This is a genomic window from Hyphomicrobium album (genome assembly GCF_009708035.1).
Classification (GTDB): Bacteria; Pseudomonadota; Alphaproteobacteria; order Rhizobiales; family Hyphomicrobiaceae; genus Hyphomicrobium_A; species Hyphomicrobium_A album.
Genome location: NZ_WMBQ01000002.1, coordinates 420,019 through 438,366 on the forward strand (window position 1 = coordinate 420,019; position 18,348 = coordinate 438,366).

General features: G+C 68.3%; 12 protein-coding genes. 2 read left to right on the plus strand and 10 right to left on the minus strand.

The window, feature by feature from the left end:
- Window positions 1-58: 58 nt before the first annotated feature.
- Both GIW81_RS14140 and GIW81_RS14145 read right to left on the minus strand, forming a co-directional pair.
- Entirely contained in the window at window positions 59-928 is an 870-nt protein-coding gene (locus tag GIW81_RS14140; RefSeq protein ID WP_154740017.1) for a 50S ribosomal protein L11 methyltransferase, read from the minus strand.
- 42 nt (window positions 929-970) lie between these two features.
- Window positions 971-2,419 carry a TMEM143 family protein gene (locus GIW81_RS14145; RefSeq protein ID WP_154740018.1) on the minus strand — a complete coding sequence of 483 codons (1,449 nt, stop codon included), beginning with the start codon at window positions 2,417-2,419 and terminating at the stop codon, window positions 971-973.
- 392 nt (window positions 2,420-2,811) lie between these two features.
- Here GIW81_RS14145 and GIW81_RS14150 point away from each other — a divergent pair, with 392 nt between their 5' ends.
- Window positions 2,812-4,122 (plus strand): J domain-containing protein, encoded by a 1,311-nt coding sequence (locus GIW81_RS14150; protein WP_154740019.1) that lies wholly within the window; start codon window positions 2,812-2,814, stop codon window positions 4,120-4,122.
- Between the two features lie 59 nt (window positions 4,123-4,181).
- Here the strand turns inward: GIW81_RS14150 and GIW81_RS14155 are convergent, their stop codons facing one another.
- Window positions 4,182-4,652, minus strand: a complete 471-nt coding sequence (locus tag GIW81_RS14155) for a bactofilin family protein (protein WP_154740020.1) — start codon at window positions 4,650-4,652, stop codon at window positions 4,182-4,184.
- A gap of 61 nt (window positions 4,653-4,713) precedes the next feature.
- Between GIW81_RS14155 and GIW81_RS14160 the strand changes: the two genes are divergently transcribed.
- Window positions 4,714-5,505: a protein-L-isoaspartate(D-aspartate) O-methyltransferase gene (locus tag GIW81_RS14160; RefSeq protein WP_154740021.1), complete on the plus strand. Its 792-nt coding sequence runs from the start codon at window positions 4,714-4,716 to the stop codon at window positions 5,503-5,505.
- Between the two features lie 170 nt (window positions 5,506-5,675).
- On the opposite strand, the gene GIW81_RS14165 is transcribed toward GIW81_RS14160, so the two are convergent.
- From GIW81_RS14165 to GIW81_RS14195, 7 genes are all read right to left on the minus strand, one after another.
- Window positions 5,676-6,083, minus strand: a complete 408-nt coding sequence (locus GIW81_RS14165; RefSeq protein WP_154740022.1) for a hypothetical protein — start codon at window positions 6,081-6,083, stop codon at window positions 5,676-5,678.
- 114 nt (window positions 6,084-6,197) lie between these two features.
- Complete coding sequence (trxA, locus tag GIW81_RS14170; RefSeq protein WP_154740023.1) at window positions 6,198-6,521, minus strand: thioredoxin; 324 nt, start codon at window positions 6,519-6,521, stop codon at window positions 6,198-6,200.
- Window positions 6,522-6,586: 65 nt separating this feature from the next.
- A complete protein-coding gene (gene addA, locus GIW81_RS14175; RefSeq protein ID WP_154740024.1) occupies window positions 6,587-10,165 on the minus strand; it encodes a double-strand break repair helicase AddA in 3,579 nt (1,192 codons plus the stop codon).
- On the minus strand, window positions 10,162-13,347 hold the full coding sequence (gene addB, locus GIW81_RS14180; protein WP_324615042.1) for a double-strand break repair protein AddB: 3,186 nt from the start codon (window positions 13,345-13,347) through the stop codon (window positions 10,162-10,164). The genes addA and addB overlap by 4 nt, the downstream gene beginning before the upstream one ends.
- A complete protein-coding gene (locus tag GIW81_RS14185; RefSeq protein ID WP_154740025.1) occupies window positions 13,331-14,068 on the minus strand; it encodes a nucleotidyltransferase family protein in 738 nt (245 codons plus the stop codon). The genes addB and GIW81_RS14185 overlap by 17 nt, the downstream gene beginning before the upstream one ends.
- Before the next feature lie 15 nt (window positions 14,069-14,083).
- Complete coding sequence (gene tsaE, locus GIW81_RS14190) at window positions 14,084-15,613, minus strand: tRNA (adenosine(37)-N6)-threonylcarbamoyltransferase complex ATPase subunit type 1 TsaE (protein ID WP_154740026.1); 1,530 nt, start codon at window positions 15,611-15,613, stop codon at window positions 14,084-14,086.
- 11 nt (window positions 15,614-15,624) lie between these two features.
- Window positions 15,625-18,153 (minus strand): sensor histidine kinase, encoded by a 2,529-nt coding sequence (locus GIW81_RS14195; RefSeq protein WP_154740027.1) that lies wholly within the window; start codon window positions 18,151-18,153, stop codon window positions 15,625-15,627.
- Between the last annotated feature and the right edge of the window lie 195 nt (window positions 18,154-18,348).

Here is an 18,348-nt window from a genome sequence, read left to right on the forward strand (position 1 = left end):
CCTTGGCGGGAGCGGGCAATTCGCATTGCGCCCGACCACACAGCAGCGCCTACACAACTCAAGCCCGGCGGCGCAGGGTCAGCGTCGTCCAGTCGCCGATCTGCCGGCGCTTCAGTACCTGGAAGCCGTGCGCGACATAGGCGGCGATCACCGCCGGCGCCTCCGGATTGAGGATGCCCGACAGCACCGCGTGGCCGCCCGGGCGCACCGCCCTGGCGACATCGCCGGCCAGCATGCGCAGCGGCCCGGCGAGGATGTTGGCGATGATCAGGTCGAACGGGGCTGCATGACGCAGCCAGGGATGCTCGAGGCCCATTGCGCAGGCGGTGACGATGCGGCGCGCGCCATTGGCGTCGGCGTTGGCCCGCGCCACGTCCACCGCGATCGGATCGTTGTCGGAGGCCATGACCTGCGCCCGCGGCATGGCCCGCGCCGCGGCGATCGCCAGCACGCCCGAGCCGCATCCGAGATCGAGAACGCGGCCGATGCCGCCATTGCGTGCCAGCCCGTCGATGGCCAGCAGGCAGCCGAGCGTCGTGCCGTGGTGGGCGGTGCCGAACGCCTCGCCCGCATCGACGAGGATCGCCCGGGGCCCATACGGTATCCGGCCGCGATCATGGCTGCCGTGCACGACGAACCTGCCGGCGATCACCGGCGGCAGCGCCGCCTGCGAGATCGCCACCCAGTTGAGGTCGGGGACATCCTCCAGCTGCAGCGGCAGCGCATCGGCCACCTCCGCCGCCACCATCTGCGCGGCGGCGTCCGCATCGGCACGAATCTGCGAATAGCCCTCCACCCGCCAGGCGCCGGGGCCGTCCTCGAACAGCGTCACCGCGTCGAGCGCCGGATCGGCGGCGGCGAGCGCGGCCTCGATCGCCTGCGCCACGCCGAGGTCGGTGGCACGCACGGAGAGCTTGGTGCTGGTCATCGAGCTAGAGCTGCGCCTCTTGCGCGAAGCGTTGGAGGCGGGTCATGCCGTGGGCGGTGATAGGGGCGGCTCCCCGCCGCCGAACTCCATGCCCTCGGCACTGATCGGATCGGGTAGCTCGTCGAGGAACAGGTCCCACTTCTGGTCGATATGCTGCGCCGCCGCTTTCGGCGGCATCGTCAGGAACCGTCCGTCCGGCTGCTCGATCACCAGACCGTCGGCGGTGAGCCGCTCCAGCGCGTCGGTGATGTCGAAGTCGACACTGACCCCGAAGCTCGCGGCGAGATACTGCTCGATCGCCGCGTCGATGTCGGGGATGTCCTGGCGGCGCGCGTTCTCCTTGGTGAGCACGGCGTACAGCAGCATCTCCTCCTTGATGTCCTCCTCGGCGGCGCGCGCGGCGAGCTTCAGCATGACGCCGCGATTGTCGGCCATGGCGTGGAAGTAGAGGTTCTGCGCCATCACCACCATGTAGCGCTGCTTCTGGTTCATGAAGTTCACGCTTTGGCGGAAGGCGATGCCGCCGAGGCCGACCATGGCCCCGAGCGCGGCGATGGGGTTCGTCGCGAGTAGTGCGATCTTGCCGGCCGCGCCGAACAGGCCGAGGCCGAGGCCGCCGCTGGCGGTCGCGCCGAGGCGAAGCTTGTCGTAGAAGCGGAAGCGCACGCGCGTGTTCGGGAACACCATCTCGAGGTCGCTCCTCGGGATGTTCTTGAACAGCTTCATATAGATGCAAGTTTCTTTCATCTGCGGCGGAACGCCATCGCGGGCTCGCTTCACCTGCTTCTCGGCGTCGCGCCGCGAGAGGTTTTGGGCCTGCATCACCTCGCGGACGTGCTTGTCGAACGGCTTCAGCTTGAACAGCACGAACAGCCGCTGGAAGATCGGCACGTCGAACTGTTCGCGCAGATAGAACTTCTGCCAGCGCCGCCGCAGGTCACGCTTGGAGGAGGCGCCGCGGTAGAACAGGAGCACCTCGTCGAACACATTGAGGTCGACGTGCAGGTCGAGGCCATAGGCGGAATCGCGCGTCAGAACCTGCGCCACGTCCTTGTGGTCGATATGGACGTAGTTGGCTTGCTGAAGGATGCGCTGCATGCCGTCAACGACGCGCGCCTGCATCACGTCGCGCTCTTCGGGAGTGAAGGCGCGCGTCATCAGCAGGTCGCTGTCGGGGCTGAACGGCTCGTAGGTTTCCTCGAGCACATTCAGTTGGGCGTTGTACTGCTGCCGGCGCCAGTGATCGAGATAGCGGAAGAAGCGCCGTGCCTCCTTGGCTTGCCCGGCCGGCCAAGCGGTGGGCGACGTCAGTCGGTCGAGGAGCGCAAACCGCGTGACGGGAATGAAGCGCTCCTTGCCGCGCGCGCTCTCCGGCATCACGGCATCGAAGGCTGAGACCGCTTCCGCTTTGCTCTCGGCAACGGGCTCGCCGTTCGTCCGGGAGAAAAAGCTTCCGGCGGCGGGCGGCGCCTGCACGTCGGCTGAAGACATGGTCGGGCTCCCCTCATCACGCAACGCGGGCGAATGCCACCTTCGCGCGTCTCCCGATGGCATCCGCGCGCCCAGGCACTTCTATGGTGGAAGCACTTGGATTGTCGAGACTTCGCCGGGGCGCCCGGCAATTTTGGGGCGCCCTTGTGGCAGCGGATTCCGCCGGTCCCAAATCGGCGAGCGAGAATGTCAAGACAAGTGCGATAGCCAACTAAATGTTTGCGTGGACAAGCCGCTTCTTCGCCACAGTCGCGCCCTTGTTCACCATAAGAACAAAAGCGTGCGTACCAACATGAGAGGGCATAGCGGTGCGTGGTGTTTCCCGCTTTTTCTGGGCGATCAGCCTGGGCGTTTTACCGTTTTTTCCAGTGGAGGCTCGGGAGCGGCTGGTTATGCCGTTCGACTGTTCGCTGGAGGGAGGCGACATCCATCTCTCCCCTGCGGCGGAGACGAGCTACCGCATCGTCGGGGCGCGTGAGGAGCAGACCGTTACCACCTGCACCCGTCCGAACGGCGCCGGCTGCCGCACGGTGATGGTGCACCGGTTCACGGTCTCCTGCGCCGGCACGTCGGTCGATTGGATGCGCATTGCCGCCGCCATGCGCAGCACCTCCGCCAACCGCGCCTGGATCGAGAACGGCCAGCTCAACCTGGTGATGCCGACGGGCGGTGCGCTCGATAGTCCGTCGCCCTGCCCTGGTACGCAGGCGGCCCGGCTCGATCGGAATGTGGTGTTGACGGGCGACTGCTTGCCGTGGTCGCGCCGCGCCGTGTTCGAGCATCTGGTGCTCCCCGGGGGGTATGCCCCGGTCGGCGAGCTTGGTGCCAGGTTGATGGTCGGCGCCGCCGCCGACGAATTCGAGATCGCGTCGCTCGCTCCGTCGATGACGCAGGTTTCCATGAGCGAAGGGGAAATCGTCCTCGCCAAGGCCGACCCGGACGCCACGCTGGAGCCGCGCGCCGAGCGCCCGTCCTTCGAGACGGCGCTCGAGCCTAATCTCGCCGGCGACGACTGGATCACCGTGGTGCGCGCCGGCCCCGATGCCGCGCCCGCCGTGCGTGCCGACATCACCGGCTCGCGTACCTGGGCGTGGCTTGCCGTCACCGCTTCCGCGGTCGTCGTCGTCGTGCTGCTCGCCATGCGCTTTGCCCCGCTTCTCTATGGGCGCCGGACGCCGGCCGTCTCGTTCAGCCTGGCACGCCGCGACCTCAACGTTGCCAACGCCTCCGCTGCGGTCGCCGCCCTTTTGCAGCAGACCGAGGCGGCGGCACGCGAGCTCAAAGGCGCAGGCCCCTTGCGCGAGGTGCTGCAGGGCGAGCTCGGCCACGTGCGCGAGCGTCTCGCCAACATCGAGAAGCTTGCGGCCAAGGGCGAGCAGCCGCTGGAGAAGTCGGCGCCGCAGTTCCGCGCGCTCGTGCGTGAATTGGAGCGTATCAGCCGCATCGTCGACAGCGCGGTCGCGAGCATGGCCGGCACCAAGAAGCCGACGACGCTGCCGCGCACCACGAGCGAGGCCTACGAGGTGCTTGGCGTCAATGCCGAGGTCAGCGATGGCGTGCTGAAGAAGATCGTCGATGCGCTGCGCATGAGCTGGCACCCCGACCATGCGCGCGACGACGACGACCGGCTGATGCGCGAGGATCGCATCCGCCAGATCAACATCGCCTGGGATATCATCAACGGGAAGCGCGAGGCCGCCTGACCGCGGCTTCGCTCAACTGTCATCCTCGGCCGCAAGCCGAGGATGAGCGACTTGCAAGCTCAGCCGTAGGCGTGGGCCTGCGTCTCGGGGTTCTCGAGCTGCGGTGCGACCTCGGCGGCGTTGGTCACCTTGCGTGAGCGGCCGTCGAAGCTGGCGCCCTGCTCGATGGTCAGCGACTGGCTGTGGATGTCGCCCTCCACCTGGGCGCTTGGATGCAGGACCACGTGGGCACCGAGAATGGCCCCCTGCACCTGGCCGAACACGCGCACGGTGTCGGCGGCAATCGAGCCGTTCACGACGGCTTCCTCGCCAACGACAAGCTCGGTGCAGTGCAGATCGGCGGCAATCGCGCCGTTGACGCGCAGCGACCCCTTACAGCGCACGGTGATAGACTGCCCCTCGATGGACATATCCTTGCCGATGACGGATTCCGCCATCCTCACGCCCGAACCGGCGTGGGGGGATAGTGCTGTGACATCGGCTGGAACGACGGTGAGGGTCTTCGGCTCGCTCTTACGCTGAAACACCATAACTTACTCCCTCGGCTTATGATCCGCCGCCAGAAGGCCGCGCCCGCGTGGTGGAATTATGATGAATCGGCGATTGCATGCGTCGCTGGCGCAAATTTCTGCCGGGCCGGGCAGGCGGCGCTTGCGGCGCTCGCTGCTGCCGCCTCTACTGCTGGCACTGTCGCTGATCGGGCCCCCCGGCATGACTTCCGCGCATGATTTCCGCGCCGACGAGCGCCAACGCATGATCGACGAGATCGTGCATATCGCCCGTTCGGCCGGGGAAGTCGGACGGCCGGTGCTCGACGACCGCGTCATCGCCGCGATGGCGAAGGTGCCGCGCCACGAGTTCGTGCCCCCCGAGCATCGTCACGCCGCCTACCGCAACCGGCCGCTGCCTATCGGCGAGGGGCAGACCATCTCGCAACCCTACATCGTGGCGCTGATGACCGATCTGCTCCGGCTCGAAGGCGGCGAGAAGGTTCTGGAGATCGGCACCGGCTGCGGCTACCAGGCGGCGGTCCTCGCCGAGATCGCGGGCGACGTCCACACCATCGAGATCGTCGACCGCCTCGCCGACCAGGCGGCCCGCACTTTGAAGCGCCTGAAGTACCGCAACGTGCAAACCCGCACCGGCGACGGTTACGGCGGCTGGCCCGAGGCGGCGCCGTTCGACGCCATCATCGTGACCGCCGCGCCCGACCACGTTCCGCCCGCGCTTATCGCCCAGCTGAAGCCCGGCGGCCGCTTGGTCATTCCCGTTGGCACGCTGTTCCAGGAGCTGATGGTGGTTCAGAAAAAGGCGGACGGCACGACCATCAACGAGCAGATCGTGCCCGTGCGCTTCGTGCCGCTCACCCGCGAGACTGACTAACTCTGGTTGAGAATGCGGTGACTTGCGTGGATCCCGATCCCCGTCGGGATGACGGAATAGGGCGATCAGGGCGCCCCACACACGTCACCCGGCGCAGGCCGGAGTCTATGCCAGCTTTAGCAAGCTGTTTGGTGAAGCGGGACACAGCCAGTGAGCTCGCAGCAGCGCCCTTACTGCCACTTCCAGGTGATGTCGGCCTGCCGGTATTCGGCCGCGTGCTCGAACGACGCGTCCTCGTTCATGTCGAGCTCTTTGCCGGCGTCGTCGTAGATGTGCACCGTTCCTTCGATGGCGAGCTTCTTCTTGCCGATCTCGCACTCGAAGGGCACCGCCCGCGCGCCGCCCAGGTTGCGCCACTGGCCGCCGAAGCGCGAGCCGACGCAGATCACCTCCTCGGCCTTGAGGTTCTGCGCTTTGAGCTCGGCGAAGATTTCGGCGGTGAGCTTCTCCTGGTCCTGAAGCTGCTCGATCACGTCGTCGAGCGTGATCGAGCCCGGCGCCCACGCCGCGCTGCTGCCGATGACGATGAAAGCAAGCGTGCCAAGCGCCCGTCGCAGCGCCGTCGAAAGCCCGTGCATGGTTGTTTCCCCGTTCGCTTCCATCTCGAGCTTACCAGCACTTTTGGCCGCCGCCGCCAACGAAAAGGCCCCGCGCGGGACGGGGCCTTTGAAACCTTGCAGTCCTGACCGGGCTCAGGCGACCGAGGTGTTGATCCAGTCCTCGAGCTTCTTCTTCTGCACCAGCGCGCCGGTGTGCTGCGCCGTCACCTGCCCGTTCTTGAACAGGATCAGCGTCGGCATGGCACGGATGCCGTACTTGCCGGTCACGCCCGGGTTCTGGTCGACGTCGAGCTTCACGACTTTGACCTTGCCCTGCATCTCCTTGGCGACCTGCTCCAGCGCCGGGGCCATGGCCTTGCAGGGGCCGCACCACTCCGCAAAAAAGTCCACGAGAACCGGCTCCGTGGACTTCAAAACCTCCTGATCGAAGGTGCTGTCGGACACTGCGTTTGCCATCGTGTTTTTCTCCTTTCGAGGTGCTAAGGCCGCTGGCGGCGGCCGACACCTCTTCGACGCGGAAGTTAGGAATGCGGCCCGCTAGCGTCAAGGTGACTAACGTCCAGCGCCCAGAGCCGACCGGTAAATTCGTCTAACAGCAAATCAGGGATCGGCATGATGCGCGGGCCGTCCGTCCAGAGCAGCGCCGTCTTGACGCGGCGGCCTGCATAAATTTCGCGCAGGGCCAAACGGTAGGCGGCGAGCTGGAATAAATAAGCCGCTGCAACCTGTTCTACCTTGGCGGGAGGCGGCCGGTTGGTCTTGTAGTCGACGATCAGAACCTCGTGGCCGAGGTCCACGACGCGGTCGAGCTGGCCGGTGAGCTTGAGCGGCGGACCCTTGCCGTGCGGGTTGGGGATCACGGCGACAATCGGCACCTCGGCCCGGCTCTGCGGCCCGAACAGGGGGGCGAACTCCGCCGAGGTGAGGATCGCCAGCGTCTCCTTGGCGATGCCCTTGCGGGTGGCGCTCGACAGGGCGCCGCCGCGCAGGTCGAGGAAGCCGCGCGCGGCCTTCTCCCAGCCGGCAGACGGCAGCGCCGGCAAGTGCTGCAGCAACGCATGCGTCAGCGTTCCGCGCAGGAAGCGATTGTCGCCCGTCTGCCCCGCCGGGGAGGGTGGCGGCGGCTCGTCCTGGGTCGGGCGGTGGCGGGCAGGTTGCGTGGGGAGGGGATCGCCACTCTCGTCCGGCGCATAGGCTTCGAGCCGCGACGGTGCCAGCGGAATGGACAGCGAGACCTCGCGCGGCGCGGCGCTGGTGGCCCACGCCGGCAGCTGCGCTGCCGCCGCGTCCTGCTTATGGGCTGAATCGCGCGGCTTCGCCGGGGTCGATTGCGGCTCGACCGTGCGCCACACACGGCTGCCGTCGGCGCCGTCCGCTTCTTGCATGTCGCCACGCAGCGCGCCGGTGATCAGCTCGTACCAGCAGCCAGTGGATTGGCCGGCCTTGCCCTCGAACCCGGCGATATAGAGCCGGTCGCGCGCGCGCGTCATGGCGACGTAGAGCAGGCGGTTGCGCTCCTCCGTCTCGCGCTCGGTGCGCACGCGTTTCGCGGCGGTGATCGCGGCGTGTCCGCTCGTGCCTTTGACGCTCCACACGAACGGCGTCCCGTCGATGACCTGCGGCAGCTCCAGGTTTTCGATGTCGAGCAGCGACGTGATCGGGCCACCCGTCGCCGTCGAGCAGGTATCTGGAAGGAACACGATGGGCGCCTCGAGGCCCTTGGCGCCGTGCACGGTCATCACCCGGACCTCGTCGCGCCCATGCTCCATATCGCGCTTCACCTCGCGGTCGGCTTCCCGCAGGTACGCGAGGAACCCGGTCAGCGACGGCGCTTCGGCATCGTCGTAGCCGAGCGCCAGGTTGAGGAATTCGTCGATCGGGTCCGCCGCTTCGGCGCCGAGCCGGGAAAGAAATTTGGCGCGGCCGCCCTCGCGGTCGAGGATCGATGAGAAGAATTCGAACGGCGGCACGAAGTCGGCGCGCGCCCGCCAGCGCTTCAGGGTGTCGGCCGCCACCCGGTAACCGGGGTTGCCGCCCGCATTGTCGATCAGCGCCTTCCACAGCGTGCCCTTGCGCCCGGCCGCTAGCGACAGAAGGTCGTCGTCGTCGAGCCCGATCAGCGGGCTCTTCAAGACCTCGGCCAGCGCCAGGTCGTCCTCCGGCAGGGTGAGGAAATCGCCCAGCGACAGCAGATCCTCCACGGCGATCTGCTCGCTCAAGCGCAGGCGGTCGGCGCCGGCCACCCGGATGCCGCGCATCTTCAGGGCGGCGACCATCGGTCCGGCGAACGGGCGGCGCTTGCGCACGAGGATCAGAATGTCTCCGGCGCGCACCGGCCGGCCCTCGGAGGCGAGCATCTCGCCGCTGTCGAACCAGCGCTTGATCGTCGTGGCGATGCGATCGGCGAGGCGCTCGGCCGGGGCGCGACCGGTCTTCTCGTCGAGGGGCAGCCACGGGTCGGCGCTAGTGTCTGAGTCGGGCACTTCGGTCGGCCAGATCTCGACGACGCCGCCATGCCCCAATCGGTGCACCGCGTGGCGCACGATCGCGCCCTCGGTCGAGAGGCCCGGCGTGCGTCCATGATCGGCGAACACGCGGTCGACGGCGCCGAGCACCGGCGCGACGGTGCGGAACGACAAATCGAGGGGAACGCGCCGCCAGCTCTCCTTGCCGCTCATCTTTTCAAAGCGAGCGCCCATCTCCGCAAACTGATGCGGCGCGGCGCCCTGGAACGAGTAGATCGACTGCTTCTCGTCGCCCACGGCGAACAGCGTGCGCGCGACCTCCTGCTGGCCGGTGCCGGTGAAGAACTCGCGCGCCAGCGACTCGACGATCTGCCACTGCTCGGGGCTTGTGTCCTGCGCCTCGTCGACCAGGATGTGGTCGATGCCGCGGTCGAGCTTGAACATCACCCAGGCGGCGAGATCCTGGCCGCTGAGCAGGTAGACGCTCTTGGAGATCAGGTCGTCATAGTCGAGCGCGGCGCGGCGCGCCTTTGCCAGCGTGTAGCGCTGCAGCACTGCACCGGCGAGGCGATGCAAGGCGATGGTGGCGACGATGGCGCGCAGACCGCGGCGTTCCTCATGCAGTGCGGTGAAGCGCAGCTGCGCCGTGCCGAACGCCGCGTCGAGGTCGGGATACTCCGCCTTGACGGCGTTGGTCATCAGCCGGGTGCGCGCGCCCTTGGCCGTGCAGAAATAATCTTCGAGCGCTGCGGCGCGCGCGGGACTCGACGTTGCGGCCAATGCCTCGCCGATGCTGTGGGCCAACTCTTGATCGCTTTTGCCGCCGCTGCTCAATGCTCCTTTGAGCCGCGCGAGGTCGGCGTCGCTGACCACGTCGGCCATGTCGCTGACGATGTCGTCGAGCGCGACGTCAGCGCGGACCTTGAAGCTCTTGCGGTAGGCGGCCTCCAGCCCGGCCAGCTCGTCGGCGTGATCGCCGAAGTCGATGCGCACGGCGCTGTCGAGCCAGCGGCGCTCGGCCAGCGCGGCGCGCAACACCTCGTCGAACCGGTCCTCGGCCGCGTACGGGATCACCGCTTCGAGCGCCCGCTTCTGCTTGTCTGAGCTGCCGCCGGTGGCCTCCATCAACGTTGCGTCGATCGCCTCGCGCAGCAGCACCTTGGACGTCATGTCGTCGAGCACCGTGAAGCCCGGCGCGACGCCCGCCTCCAACGGGAAGCGCTGCAGCAGGCGCTCGCAGAACGAATGGATGGTCTGCACCTTGAGGCCGCCGGGTGTCTCGATCGCCACGGCGAACAACGTGCGTGCGAAGGCCACTTCCTCCATCGTCACGGGCCGGTCGCACAGCTCGGCGATCTGGGCCGCGAGCGGGGCGTCCGCCGCCGTTACCCATTTGGCAAGCGTATCGAACACGCGCTTCGCCATCTCGGCGGCGGCAGCCTTCGTGTAGGTGAGGCAGAGGATACGCTCCGGCTTGGTGCCGGCGAGCATCAGGCGCAGCACCCGCTGGGTCAGCACGTGCGTCTTGCCCGTGCCGGCGTTGGCGCTAACCCACACCGACGCGCGCGGGTCGGCAGCGTCGCGCTGCGCACGCTTCGTGCGATCCAGATCGCTCTCTGGGCGGCGGAGGCTCATACGATCGTCACCTCGTCCTCGCCGGGCACCGACCACTCGGCGACGCGCGCCAGGTGCGCATAGTCATCGTAGTCGTAATCGAAGCGCGCCCGGCGCAGGGCCTTGTAGGGCGTTGCCTCGTTGTCGAAGTGCTTGATGAGGTCGGCAAGCTTGGCGAGGGCCTCGCTGGCGAGATCCGCAATGTCGCCGGCGGCGACCAAGCGATCCTCACCCGGCGGCTCGGCCCCCGTCGCGCGCACGTAGCGCAGGCCGGCGACGGGCACGCGTGGCACCCCGGCAAAGCCCGCATCGCCGAGCGCGACCGCCGCTTCGAGTGGCAATTGCGGTTTCATGCCGGCGGCGATCTGCCGGTCGTTCGGCACGCTGCCGGTCTTGTAGTCGGTGATGACCATGCCGCGCTCGGTGAGGTCGATGCGATCGGCGCGTGCCGACAGCGTGAACGGACCGGCGGGCGCCGGAATGACCAGCTGCCCCGAAACCTCCGGCAGGACGCGCTGGACGTTCGAACGCCGCCCCGGCTCACTGTCGGCGAACCACTGGGAATAGCGCTCGAAGCGCGTCAGCCAGAAGGCGGCGACGCGCGGATTGCGGACGTAGTTCTCCAGCACCTCGCGGGCGAGGCGCATCAGCGCGGCGTGCGCGTCGGGCGGCAGCTTGTCGGGAAATGCTTCGGCGAAGCGGCGCATGATGTCGTGCACGACGTTGCCGCGCAGCGCCGCGCTCGGGTCGGCGCCGAGCGGGGGCAGTTTGTCCAATCCGAGGATGGTCTGCGCGAAGATCGCGTAGGGGTTCGCCAGCCAGGTCTCGACGCGCGTCACGCTCATGCGGCGCGGACGCAGGGCGAGCGGCGGGCGCGGCTCCGGTGCACTGATGCGCGGGCTGCGCTGCACGTGATCGCGCATGCGCGCCCAGCCGAGCCACGGCTGATCGGGATGCAGCGCGTCGCTCAATTCCAGACCCGCCAGCAGCGCCTGCAGGCGCATCAGCCAGCGCGAGGGCACCGTCGGCACGCCGTCGATCTTCTCGGCACGGGTGATGTAGACGCGCTCGGCGCCGAGCAGCGAGGTGAAATCGTGCGCCGCGTGGCCGATCGTCTCCTCGGGCGACGGCAGGCCGAGCTCCTGGCGCATCGGCCGGTTGAGCCAGGCACCCGGGTCGGCGGCCTCCGGCCAGGTGCCGTCGTTGAGCGAGCCGAGAATGATGACGTCGGTCTGCTGCAGGCGCGCCTCGAACGGCCCCCAGATGGATAGGCGCGGATGCACGGCGACGCGCGTGCGCACGTTCTGGCCGACGATGAGGCTGCGGTAGAGGTCGGGATAGTCGGGGGCGGTCACCTGCAGCGCCGGCAAGTTCGGATCGATGAGTCCGGTGAAGAAGCTCGCTGCCGCCGTGCCGGCTTCTCCGAGCCACAGCGGCGAGCCCGCCTCCGTTGCTTCCGTCTCGGGCAAGGCGCACAGCGCTTCCGCCGCGGCGACGTGCGCGGCGGCGATGGCTTGCAGCGACTGCTCGCCCTTGTGGCGGAAGACCGCGAGCAGCGGCGCATAGGCCTTCTGTAGGCGGGCGACGAGATCGTGCGCGCCCTCCCAGTCGGCGGGCCACAGGCGGCGTGCCGCCGTTTGCCGCCGCCGCCCCGTGCCGACGTTCTCCTCGGCGCGAATGAGCGCGTCGGCGATGCCGTCGAGGCCGCGGCCGAGGTAGACATCGCGAAACGCGGCGATCTCCAGCGCGCGGGCGGCGCGGCGCACAACGAAGGCGTCGAGGCCGAGGCGCGTTAGCGGATGCTTCAGCAGCGCCATCGTGGCGGCCGGCGTAAAATCCTCCGCCGCCGCGGCAATGACGAGGTCGAGGAACGTGCCCGGCGGCGTTTTGGCGAACGGGCGGCCGGCGGAATCGTCGACGCGGATGCCCCACGCTTCGAGCCGCACGCCGACACGCCGCGCCAGCAAGCGGTCCGGCGAGACAAGTGCCGCCGTACGCCCCGGCGTCTCTGCCGCCTCGCGCAAGATGAGGGCGATCGTCTCCGCCTCGTCCTGCGCCGAGGGTGCATCGATCAGGCTGACGTTCGAAAGCGCGCGCCGCACCGCCGCGCGGTCGGCACCGGCAATGTACTGCTGCCACAGCCCGGTCTTGCCTGAGGGTCGCATGGTCTCGGCGACTAGCGCCTCGCGGTCCTTCTGTTCCGGCGACAGCTCGGCGCCCGTCAGCACGTGGACGTCCGCACGGTCGGCGCCAAGCGCCTTCAACAGCTTGTGGAAGCCGAACTGCGGATGCTCGGGATGCTCGCCGATCGCCGCCCAGCTCGTGTCGTCGAGATGCAGATCTAGCCCCGGCAGCACGATGGCTCCGTTCGGCAGCCGCGCCACCGCCGCCATCAGCTCCACCGTCGCCGGCACCGATCCGGTAACGCCGGCAATAATGACGGGCGCCTTCGAGGCAGATTTCGTCAGCCGCTCGGCTTCGGCCAAGATCGCCTGATTACGCCGCGCCGCCGGCGACAGGAGCTTCTTCTCCGCGAGATGCTCGGGCCAGAACGCGGTAATGATCTTGAGGAACTCGAGCGTCTTCTGCCAATGCTCGGAGTGCTCGTCGGGCACGAGCTTGGCGAGACCGTCGAGCGGCACGTTCTCCGTCTCGACCATATCCATGAGCCGCGCCAGCTCGGCGGCGAGATGCGCTGCCTGCGCCGGCGTGTTGGCGCCCGCCGCCGCGGCGTGCGTGCCGAGGTGCGCCGCGTCGCCCGCATCCCGGCGCATCGTCTGCGACCAGCGCTGCACCAGCATGGTCAGCACCAGCCGCCGCTCGACCTCGCTCACCGCGGGGGGAAGGTCGAGCGCGTCGGTGCCGAGCGCCCCGGGGCTGGCGAGGCCGGCGAGCAGCGTTGCGTCCTCCTCGCTGGCCGAGATCGGGCGGATCTGCGGCAGCGTCATCGCCCGTCCGCCGCCCGCCGCGAGGAAAGCTTCCTGCATGGAACGCGTGGCGCGCCGGGTCGGCAGCAGCAGCGTTATGTCGGGCAGCTCGAGCGGGCTCGGCGCACGGCCGCCGGCGGCAGGCAGATCGCCTTCGAGGATCGCCTTGGCGACGGCGGCGAGGAATGGACGCCCGGCCGGAACGGTGAAGACGCGAGCGCCTTCGGCCGCGTCACGGCCGGCGCCATCCGCACCGCTCTTAAGCCACGTCCTCACTCTCGATCCACCTTTCCGCCTCTATCAAGGCTTCCGGCGTTCCGACATGCATCCACAGGCCGTCGAGGCGGATGCCGAACAGTCGTCCGTTGTCGATCGCGGCATCCCATAGCCGGTTCATCGAGAACGGTCCTTGCGGCGCACCCTCGAACATGCGCGGGTGCGCGATCGACACGCCGGTGAAGACGAACGGCGCCATCTGCCGCTCGCCGCGCCGGACCAGCCGGCCGTCCTTGTCCATGGCGAAATCGCCCGAGCCGTCGTAGCCGAGGCTCGTCGCCGCGGATGCGAGCAGCATGACGCTGTCCATGCTGTCGGGGTTCCAGAAGGAGAACAGCCTCTCCAGGTTGGAGCCGACACCCTCGATCCACACCGAGTCGGAGTTGTGAATCAAGAACGGCTCCTTCCCGAGCAGCGGCAGCGCCTTGGTGACGCCGCCCCCGGTGTCGAGAAGTTGTTGGCGCTCATCGGAAATCAGGATTTCCGGCTGCTTGCGTTGTTTGACGTGCGCTTCGAGCTTGTCGGCGCAATAGTGCACGTTGACGACGGCGCGATGCACGCCCGCAGCCGCAATCCGGTCGAGCACATGGTCGATCAGTGTGCGGCCCTTGAGCCGCACCATCGGCTTCGGAATGTCCTTGGTCAGCGGCAGCATGCGTTTGCCAAGGCCGCCGCCGAGGACCATCGCCGCCTCGGGGCGCCAGGTTTTGGAAGCGGTCATTGCTGCGCTCTCTGCTCAGGCCGTGGGAACGGCGCGCGCGCCAGCGGGAAAGTGCCGCTCGTACCAACGCTTGAGCGGCGCCAGCTTCGGGTGCGCGAGGTCGCGATCGAGGTAGCGCCACAGGCGCGGGATGTGGTGCAGGTACCCTGGCTTGCCGTCGCGCTTGGCGAGGCGGGCGAAGATGCCGACGATCTTGGTGTTGCGCTGCGCGCCGAGCGCGGCATAGGCGAAGGCGAATGCATCCCGATCGAACCCTCCGCGCGCGGCGACGCCGGAACAGTAGTGGTCGAACAATTGCGCTTCAAGCTCGGGCGGTACATCAAGGCGCGCATCCTGCAGAAGTGAGACGAGGTCGTAGGCGGCGGGGCCACGCATGGCATCCTGAAAGTCGATCACGCCGACGCGCGCAATGCCCTGGCGATCCGGCAGCCAGAGAAGATTGGGCGAGTGGTAGTCGCGCAACACCCAGCCGGGCGGCGCTTTTGCCAGCTCGGTGAATACGTCGCTCCACAGACCGACGAATTCATCGCGCTCTGCCGTCGGCACGGTCGCGCCGCGCACCGCCGGCCAATACCAGTCGACGAGCAGCTCGGTCTCGATCGACATCGCGCCGGCATCGTAGGCCGAAACGCGATGCTCGCCGCCACCGGCCACGGGCAGCGTGTACGGCGCCGGCGCTTCCTGCAGCGCGACCAGCGCCTCGGTGGCGGTGCGCCACAGCGTCGCCTGATCGGTCGCGCCGGTCTCTACCTCGCGCCCGAACACGCGGTCGCCGAGGTCGTCGAGTAGCAGGAAGCCGTTGTCGAGATCCTGTGCATGGATGTGCGGCACCGTGAGGCCGGCGGTGTCGAGCGCCTGCGCGACCGCCACGAAGGGCCGCACGTCTTCCGCAAGGTGTGCCAGGCGGCTGTACGGCAATCCGTTGCGGATCGCCGGACCGTCGGGCTGGCGCGGCCAGTCCATGAGGATGGCGCCGGGCTGGGCGCGGCGCACGAGACGTCCGTAGCGGCGCACGGACGCGTCGCCCTGCAGGTAGCGCAGTTCGCAGCCGTCATCGCCGCCGACGAGGTCGCGCATGGCGACAAACCGGTTAAGACGCGACGCCCAATCGCCGTGGCCCGTCAGCGTCACCCGCCGGCTTTCTGCACTGCCGTTGTCGTCGATGCGGATGTCGAGCCGGTCGGCGGGCAGCAGTTCGTTCGCATGCTCCGGCCACTCGACGATGGCGATCCCGCTCTTGAGCGCTGGGTCGAGGCCCAGCTCCTCCAGCTCCGTCGGAGTGCTGAGCCGATAAAGATCGAAATGCGCCACCGGCATGCGTGGCGTCGCATAGGTCTGCACCAGCGTGAATGTCGGGCTCGGAATCTCCTCCCGTTCCGCGCCGATGAGCGCATGGATGATGGCGCGGGCGAGCGTCGTCTTTCCGGCGCCCAGCTCGCCGCTCAGCGCGAAGAGATCGCCGCGGCGCGCGATGAACGCGATCTGCTCTCCCAGCCGCAAGAGCTGGGGCTCGCTGACATTTTCAATGACGTGGGAAGCCGGCATTACATTTCACTTCAGCCGCGGGTGCCACTGGCCGTTAGCGAACCCTCGGGGCCTTCTTGGGGCAGCGCCAGGGGTGCTTTATCAGGCCGCCCGGCGACGGGAAGGCGCACAGTGACGCGCGTGCCGTGCCCCGGCTCGGATTCGAGCGAAACGTTGCCGCCGTGCAGCTCCACGAGGCTCTTGACGATCGACAGCCCCAAGCCCGCGCCGCGGTGGCTGGAGCCGTGGCTGCGGCTCTCGAAGCGATCGAAGACCTTCCACTGCTCGTCCTTGGGAATGCCGACGCCCTGGTCTTCGACCGTGAAGGCCATCATCGGGCCATCGCGGCGGCAGGTGATGGTGATGGTATCTCCAGGCTTGGAGAAGCCGACAGCGTTGGAAAGCAGATTGAACAGGATCTGCCGCACGCGCGCCTCGTCGGCGATGAAGCTCGTGGCGCCGTCGGCGACGCCGATGTGCAGCGACAGGCGCGCCCGCTGCGCCGCCTCGCGGACGCCGAGGATGGCGGCGTCGATGACGGCGGGTATGTCGACGCGGCTCTGCTTCAGTTCCATCGTACCGGCGTCGATCGTCGCCAGGGTGAGGATGTCGTCGATGATCGCCAGCAGCTCCTTCGACGAGTTGGAGATATCGCCGAGGTACTCCTGCTGCTTTTCGTTGAGCACGCCGATGTGGGGGTTGCCGAGCAGGTCGCTGAACCCGATTATGTTGGTCAGCGGCGTGCGCAGCTCGTACGACACGTGGCTGATGAAGGCGTTCTTCATGCGATCGGCGGCGACAAGCGCGTCGTTGCGCTCTTCTAGGGCCCGCTCGTAGTCTCGGCTGCGGGTGACGTCGGCAAAGGTCACCAGTGTCGCGCCGTCGAGCAGCGGCATCGACACGTAGTCGATGATCTTGCCGTCCGAGCGGAGCATCTGGCCGCCGAACTCCTCGCGCACTTCGTTGAATGCCGTCACGGCGCGGCTGAGGCGCGACCACGTTTGCGGCTCGTCGAACAGCTCGTGCGCCAGGGCGATGAATTCGTCGACATGCGGCTCCTCGGCCAAGGTGCGGGGCGAGATCTGCCAGAACTCGGCGAGCGCCAAGTTGAACAGCTTGAGGCGCCCGTCGGTGCCGAACAAGGCGACGCCTTCCTTGAGGCTGTCGAGCGTTTCGCGCTGCACGCCGATGAGCGCGGTATGGTCGCGCTCCATCGCCAGCCGTTCGGTATCGTCGACGAAGAGATAGGTGATACCGCCGTCGGAGCGCTTCTCCGGCCGCACCTGCAGGGTGCGCCCGTCGGGCAGCAGCCAGGTGTCGTCCTCGATCGGATCTTCCCCGTATCCGGCCAGGATGTTCGCCTTCCACTCCGAGTAGTTGACCACCTGCGGCAGGCGTCCCAGCTCGCGCAGCCGGTCGAGCACGGCACCTTCGGTGGGGCGCGTCTTGAGCCAGGCGTCGTCGAGCTGCCACAGCTTGCGATACGCCTCGTTGAAGAACACGAGCTGTTGCTGCGCGTTGAAGATGGCGACCGCGGTCGCGACGCGATCGAGCGTGCGATCGTAGGGCACCGCCTGCCGTTCGAGCTCGCCCTGCGACTTCTCGATGGCCAGCACGTCGACGGCGGCAGCGGCGGTGGCGTCCTCGAACGGGATGACCGTGACGTCGTGCGGACGCCGCTCGCCGCCGACGATCAACGGAACGCGGGTCCGATAGCTCTCGCCGCGGGCCAGCACACGGGCCGCGGCCCGGCGTTGCCGCTGCTCCAGGAGCTCGATCTGCCGCTCCTGCACTTCCGCCCGGCTGCGCGCCTCCACCGCCCGCACGTAGGCGCTGTTCACCCAGGTGAGGCGCCCGTCCTTGGCCCGCAGCCACACGGGGATGGGCAGCGCGTCGAGCAGGGCGCGGCTGGCGCGCACCTCGCGCGCGAGCCGCTGATGCTGCGCCAGGATGCGGGCGACCTCGTCGCGATGCCCGGCGACATCGCGGAACCGCAGCACGGCGCGACCGCCGGCGGTGCGTCCCTCGGCCTCGACGTGACCGCCCGATGCCGTTCGCACGATCAGGTTGAAAGGCTGGCCGCGGGAGAACAGCGTATCGATCGCCGGTTTCAGGTTCGCGGCCGATGCGGGCTCGAGCCAGTGGCCGAAGCGCAGGAACTTATCCGGCGTCTCCGGCAGGCCGGGAATATCCCTCAGCGTGTGAGTGACGACCCGCAGCGGCTGGTCCTGCTCCCAGAACAGCAGCACCTGCGGCTCGGAGCGGATGATCGAGTCGGCCGCCGCCAGGCTGCGCTTCAGCCCGGTCGCCTCGGTTACGGCGCGCCGCTCCTCCCGCTTGGCGCGGACCACCGTCAACGCGATCAGCGCCGCGGCGAAGAGGGCGAGGCCGGCGAGCAGGCCGGCGGCGGCGGCCGGCTGGTCGCCCAAGGCTGGCAGCGGCAGGACGCCCCCCGAGACGATGCCCGCCGCAACGACCAGCACGCAGGCAAGGCTCGCCGCCGCGAGCGCTATGAGCTCGCGAGGTTTACCGGCCAGTCGTTTGCCAGCGGCAGCGTGCATCGGGGTCCGTCGAAAGCAGGGGGGACCCGAGTCCAGAGAAGCTACGAGCAACAGACAAAGGCTCGGCGGCATCGCCCCCGGAGGGAGGCGAATCGACTTGAATTATGGGGACCGGATAGGGGTGTGGCCAGCGTGCGCCTGGGGCCGGGGCACCCCCGGCGGCATTTGCCGGGAGGGTGCTGCCCCCAAGCCGCA

What these genes read in the sequence shown, in the direction of transcription:
- GIW81_RS14160 (WP_154740021.1), top strand. Translation starts at nt 4,714, where the DNA reads ATGAATCGGCGATTGCATGCGTCGCTGGCGCAAATTTCTGCCGGGCCG.
- GIW81_RS14150 (WP_154740019.1), top strand. Translation starts at nt 2,812, where the DNA reads ATGCCGTTCGACTGTTCGCTGGAGGGAGGCGACATCCATCTCTCCCCT.
- GIW81_RS14165 (WP_154740022.1), bottom strand. Translation starts at nt 6,083, where the DNA reads ATGCACGGGCTTTCGACGGCGCTGCGACGGGCGCTTGGCACGCTTGCT.
- GIW81_RS14155 (WP_154740020.1), bottom strand. Translation starts at nt 4,652, where the DNA reads ATGGTGTTTCAGCGTAAGAGCGAGCCGAAGACCCTCACCGTCGTTCCA.
- addA (WP_154740024.1), bottom strand. Translation starts at nt 10,165, where the DNA reads ATGAGCCTCCGCCGCCCAGAGAGCGATCTGGATCGCACGAAGCGTGCG.
- trxA (WP_154740023.1), bottom strand. Translation starts at nt 6,521, where the DNA reads ATGGCAAACGCAGTGTCCGACAGCACCTTCGATCAGGAGGTTTTGAAG.
- GIW81_RS14145 (WP_154740018.1), bottom strand. Translation starts at nt 2,419, where the DNA reads ATGTCTTCAGCCGACGTGCAGGCGCCGCCCGCCGCCGGAAGCTTTTTC.
- GIW81_RS14140 (WP_154740017.1), bottom strand. Translation starts at nt 928, where the DNA reads ATGACCAGCACCAAGCTCTCCGTGCGTGCCACCGACCTCGGCGTGGCG.
- GIW81_RS14185 (WP_154740025.1), bottom strand. Translation starts at nt 14,068, where the DNA reads ATGACCGCTTCCAAAACCTGGCGCCCCGAGGCGGCGATGGTCCTCGGC.
- tsaE (WP_154740026.1), bottom strand. Translation starts at nt 15,613, where the DNA reads ATGCCGGCTTCCCACGTCATTGAAAATGTCAGCGAGCCCCAGCTCTTG.
- GIW81_RS14195 (WP_154740027.1), bottom strand. Translation starts at nt 18,153, where the DNA reads ATGCACGCTGCCGCTGGCAAACGACTGGCCGGTAAACCTCGCGAGCTC.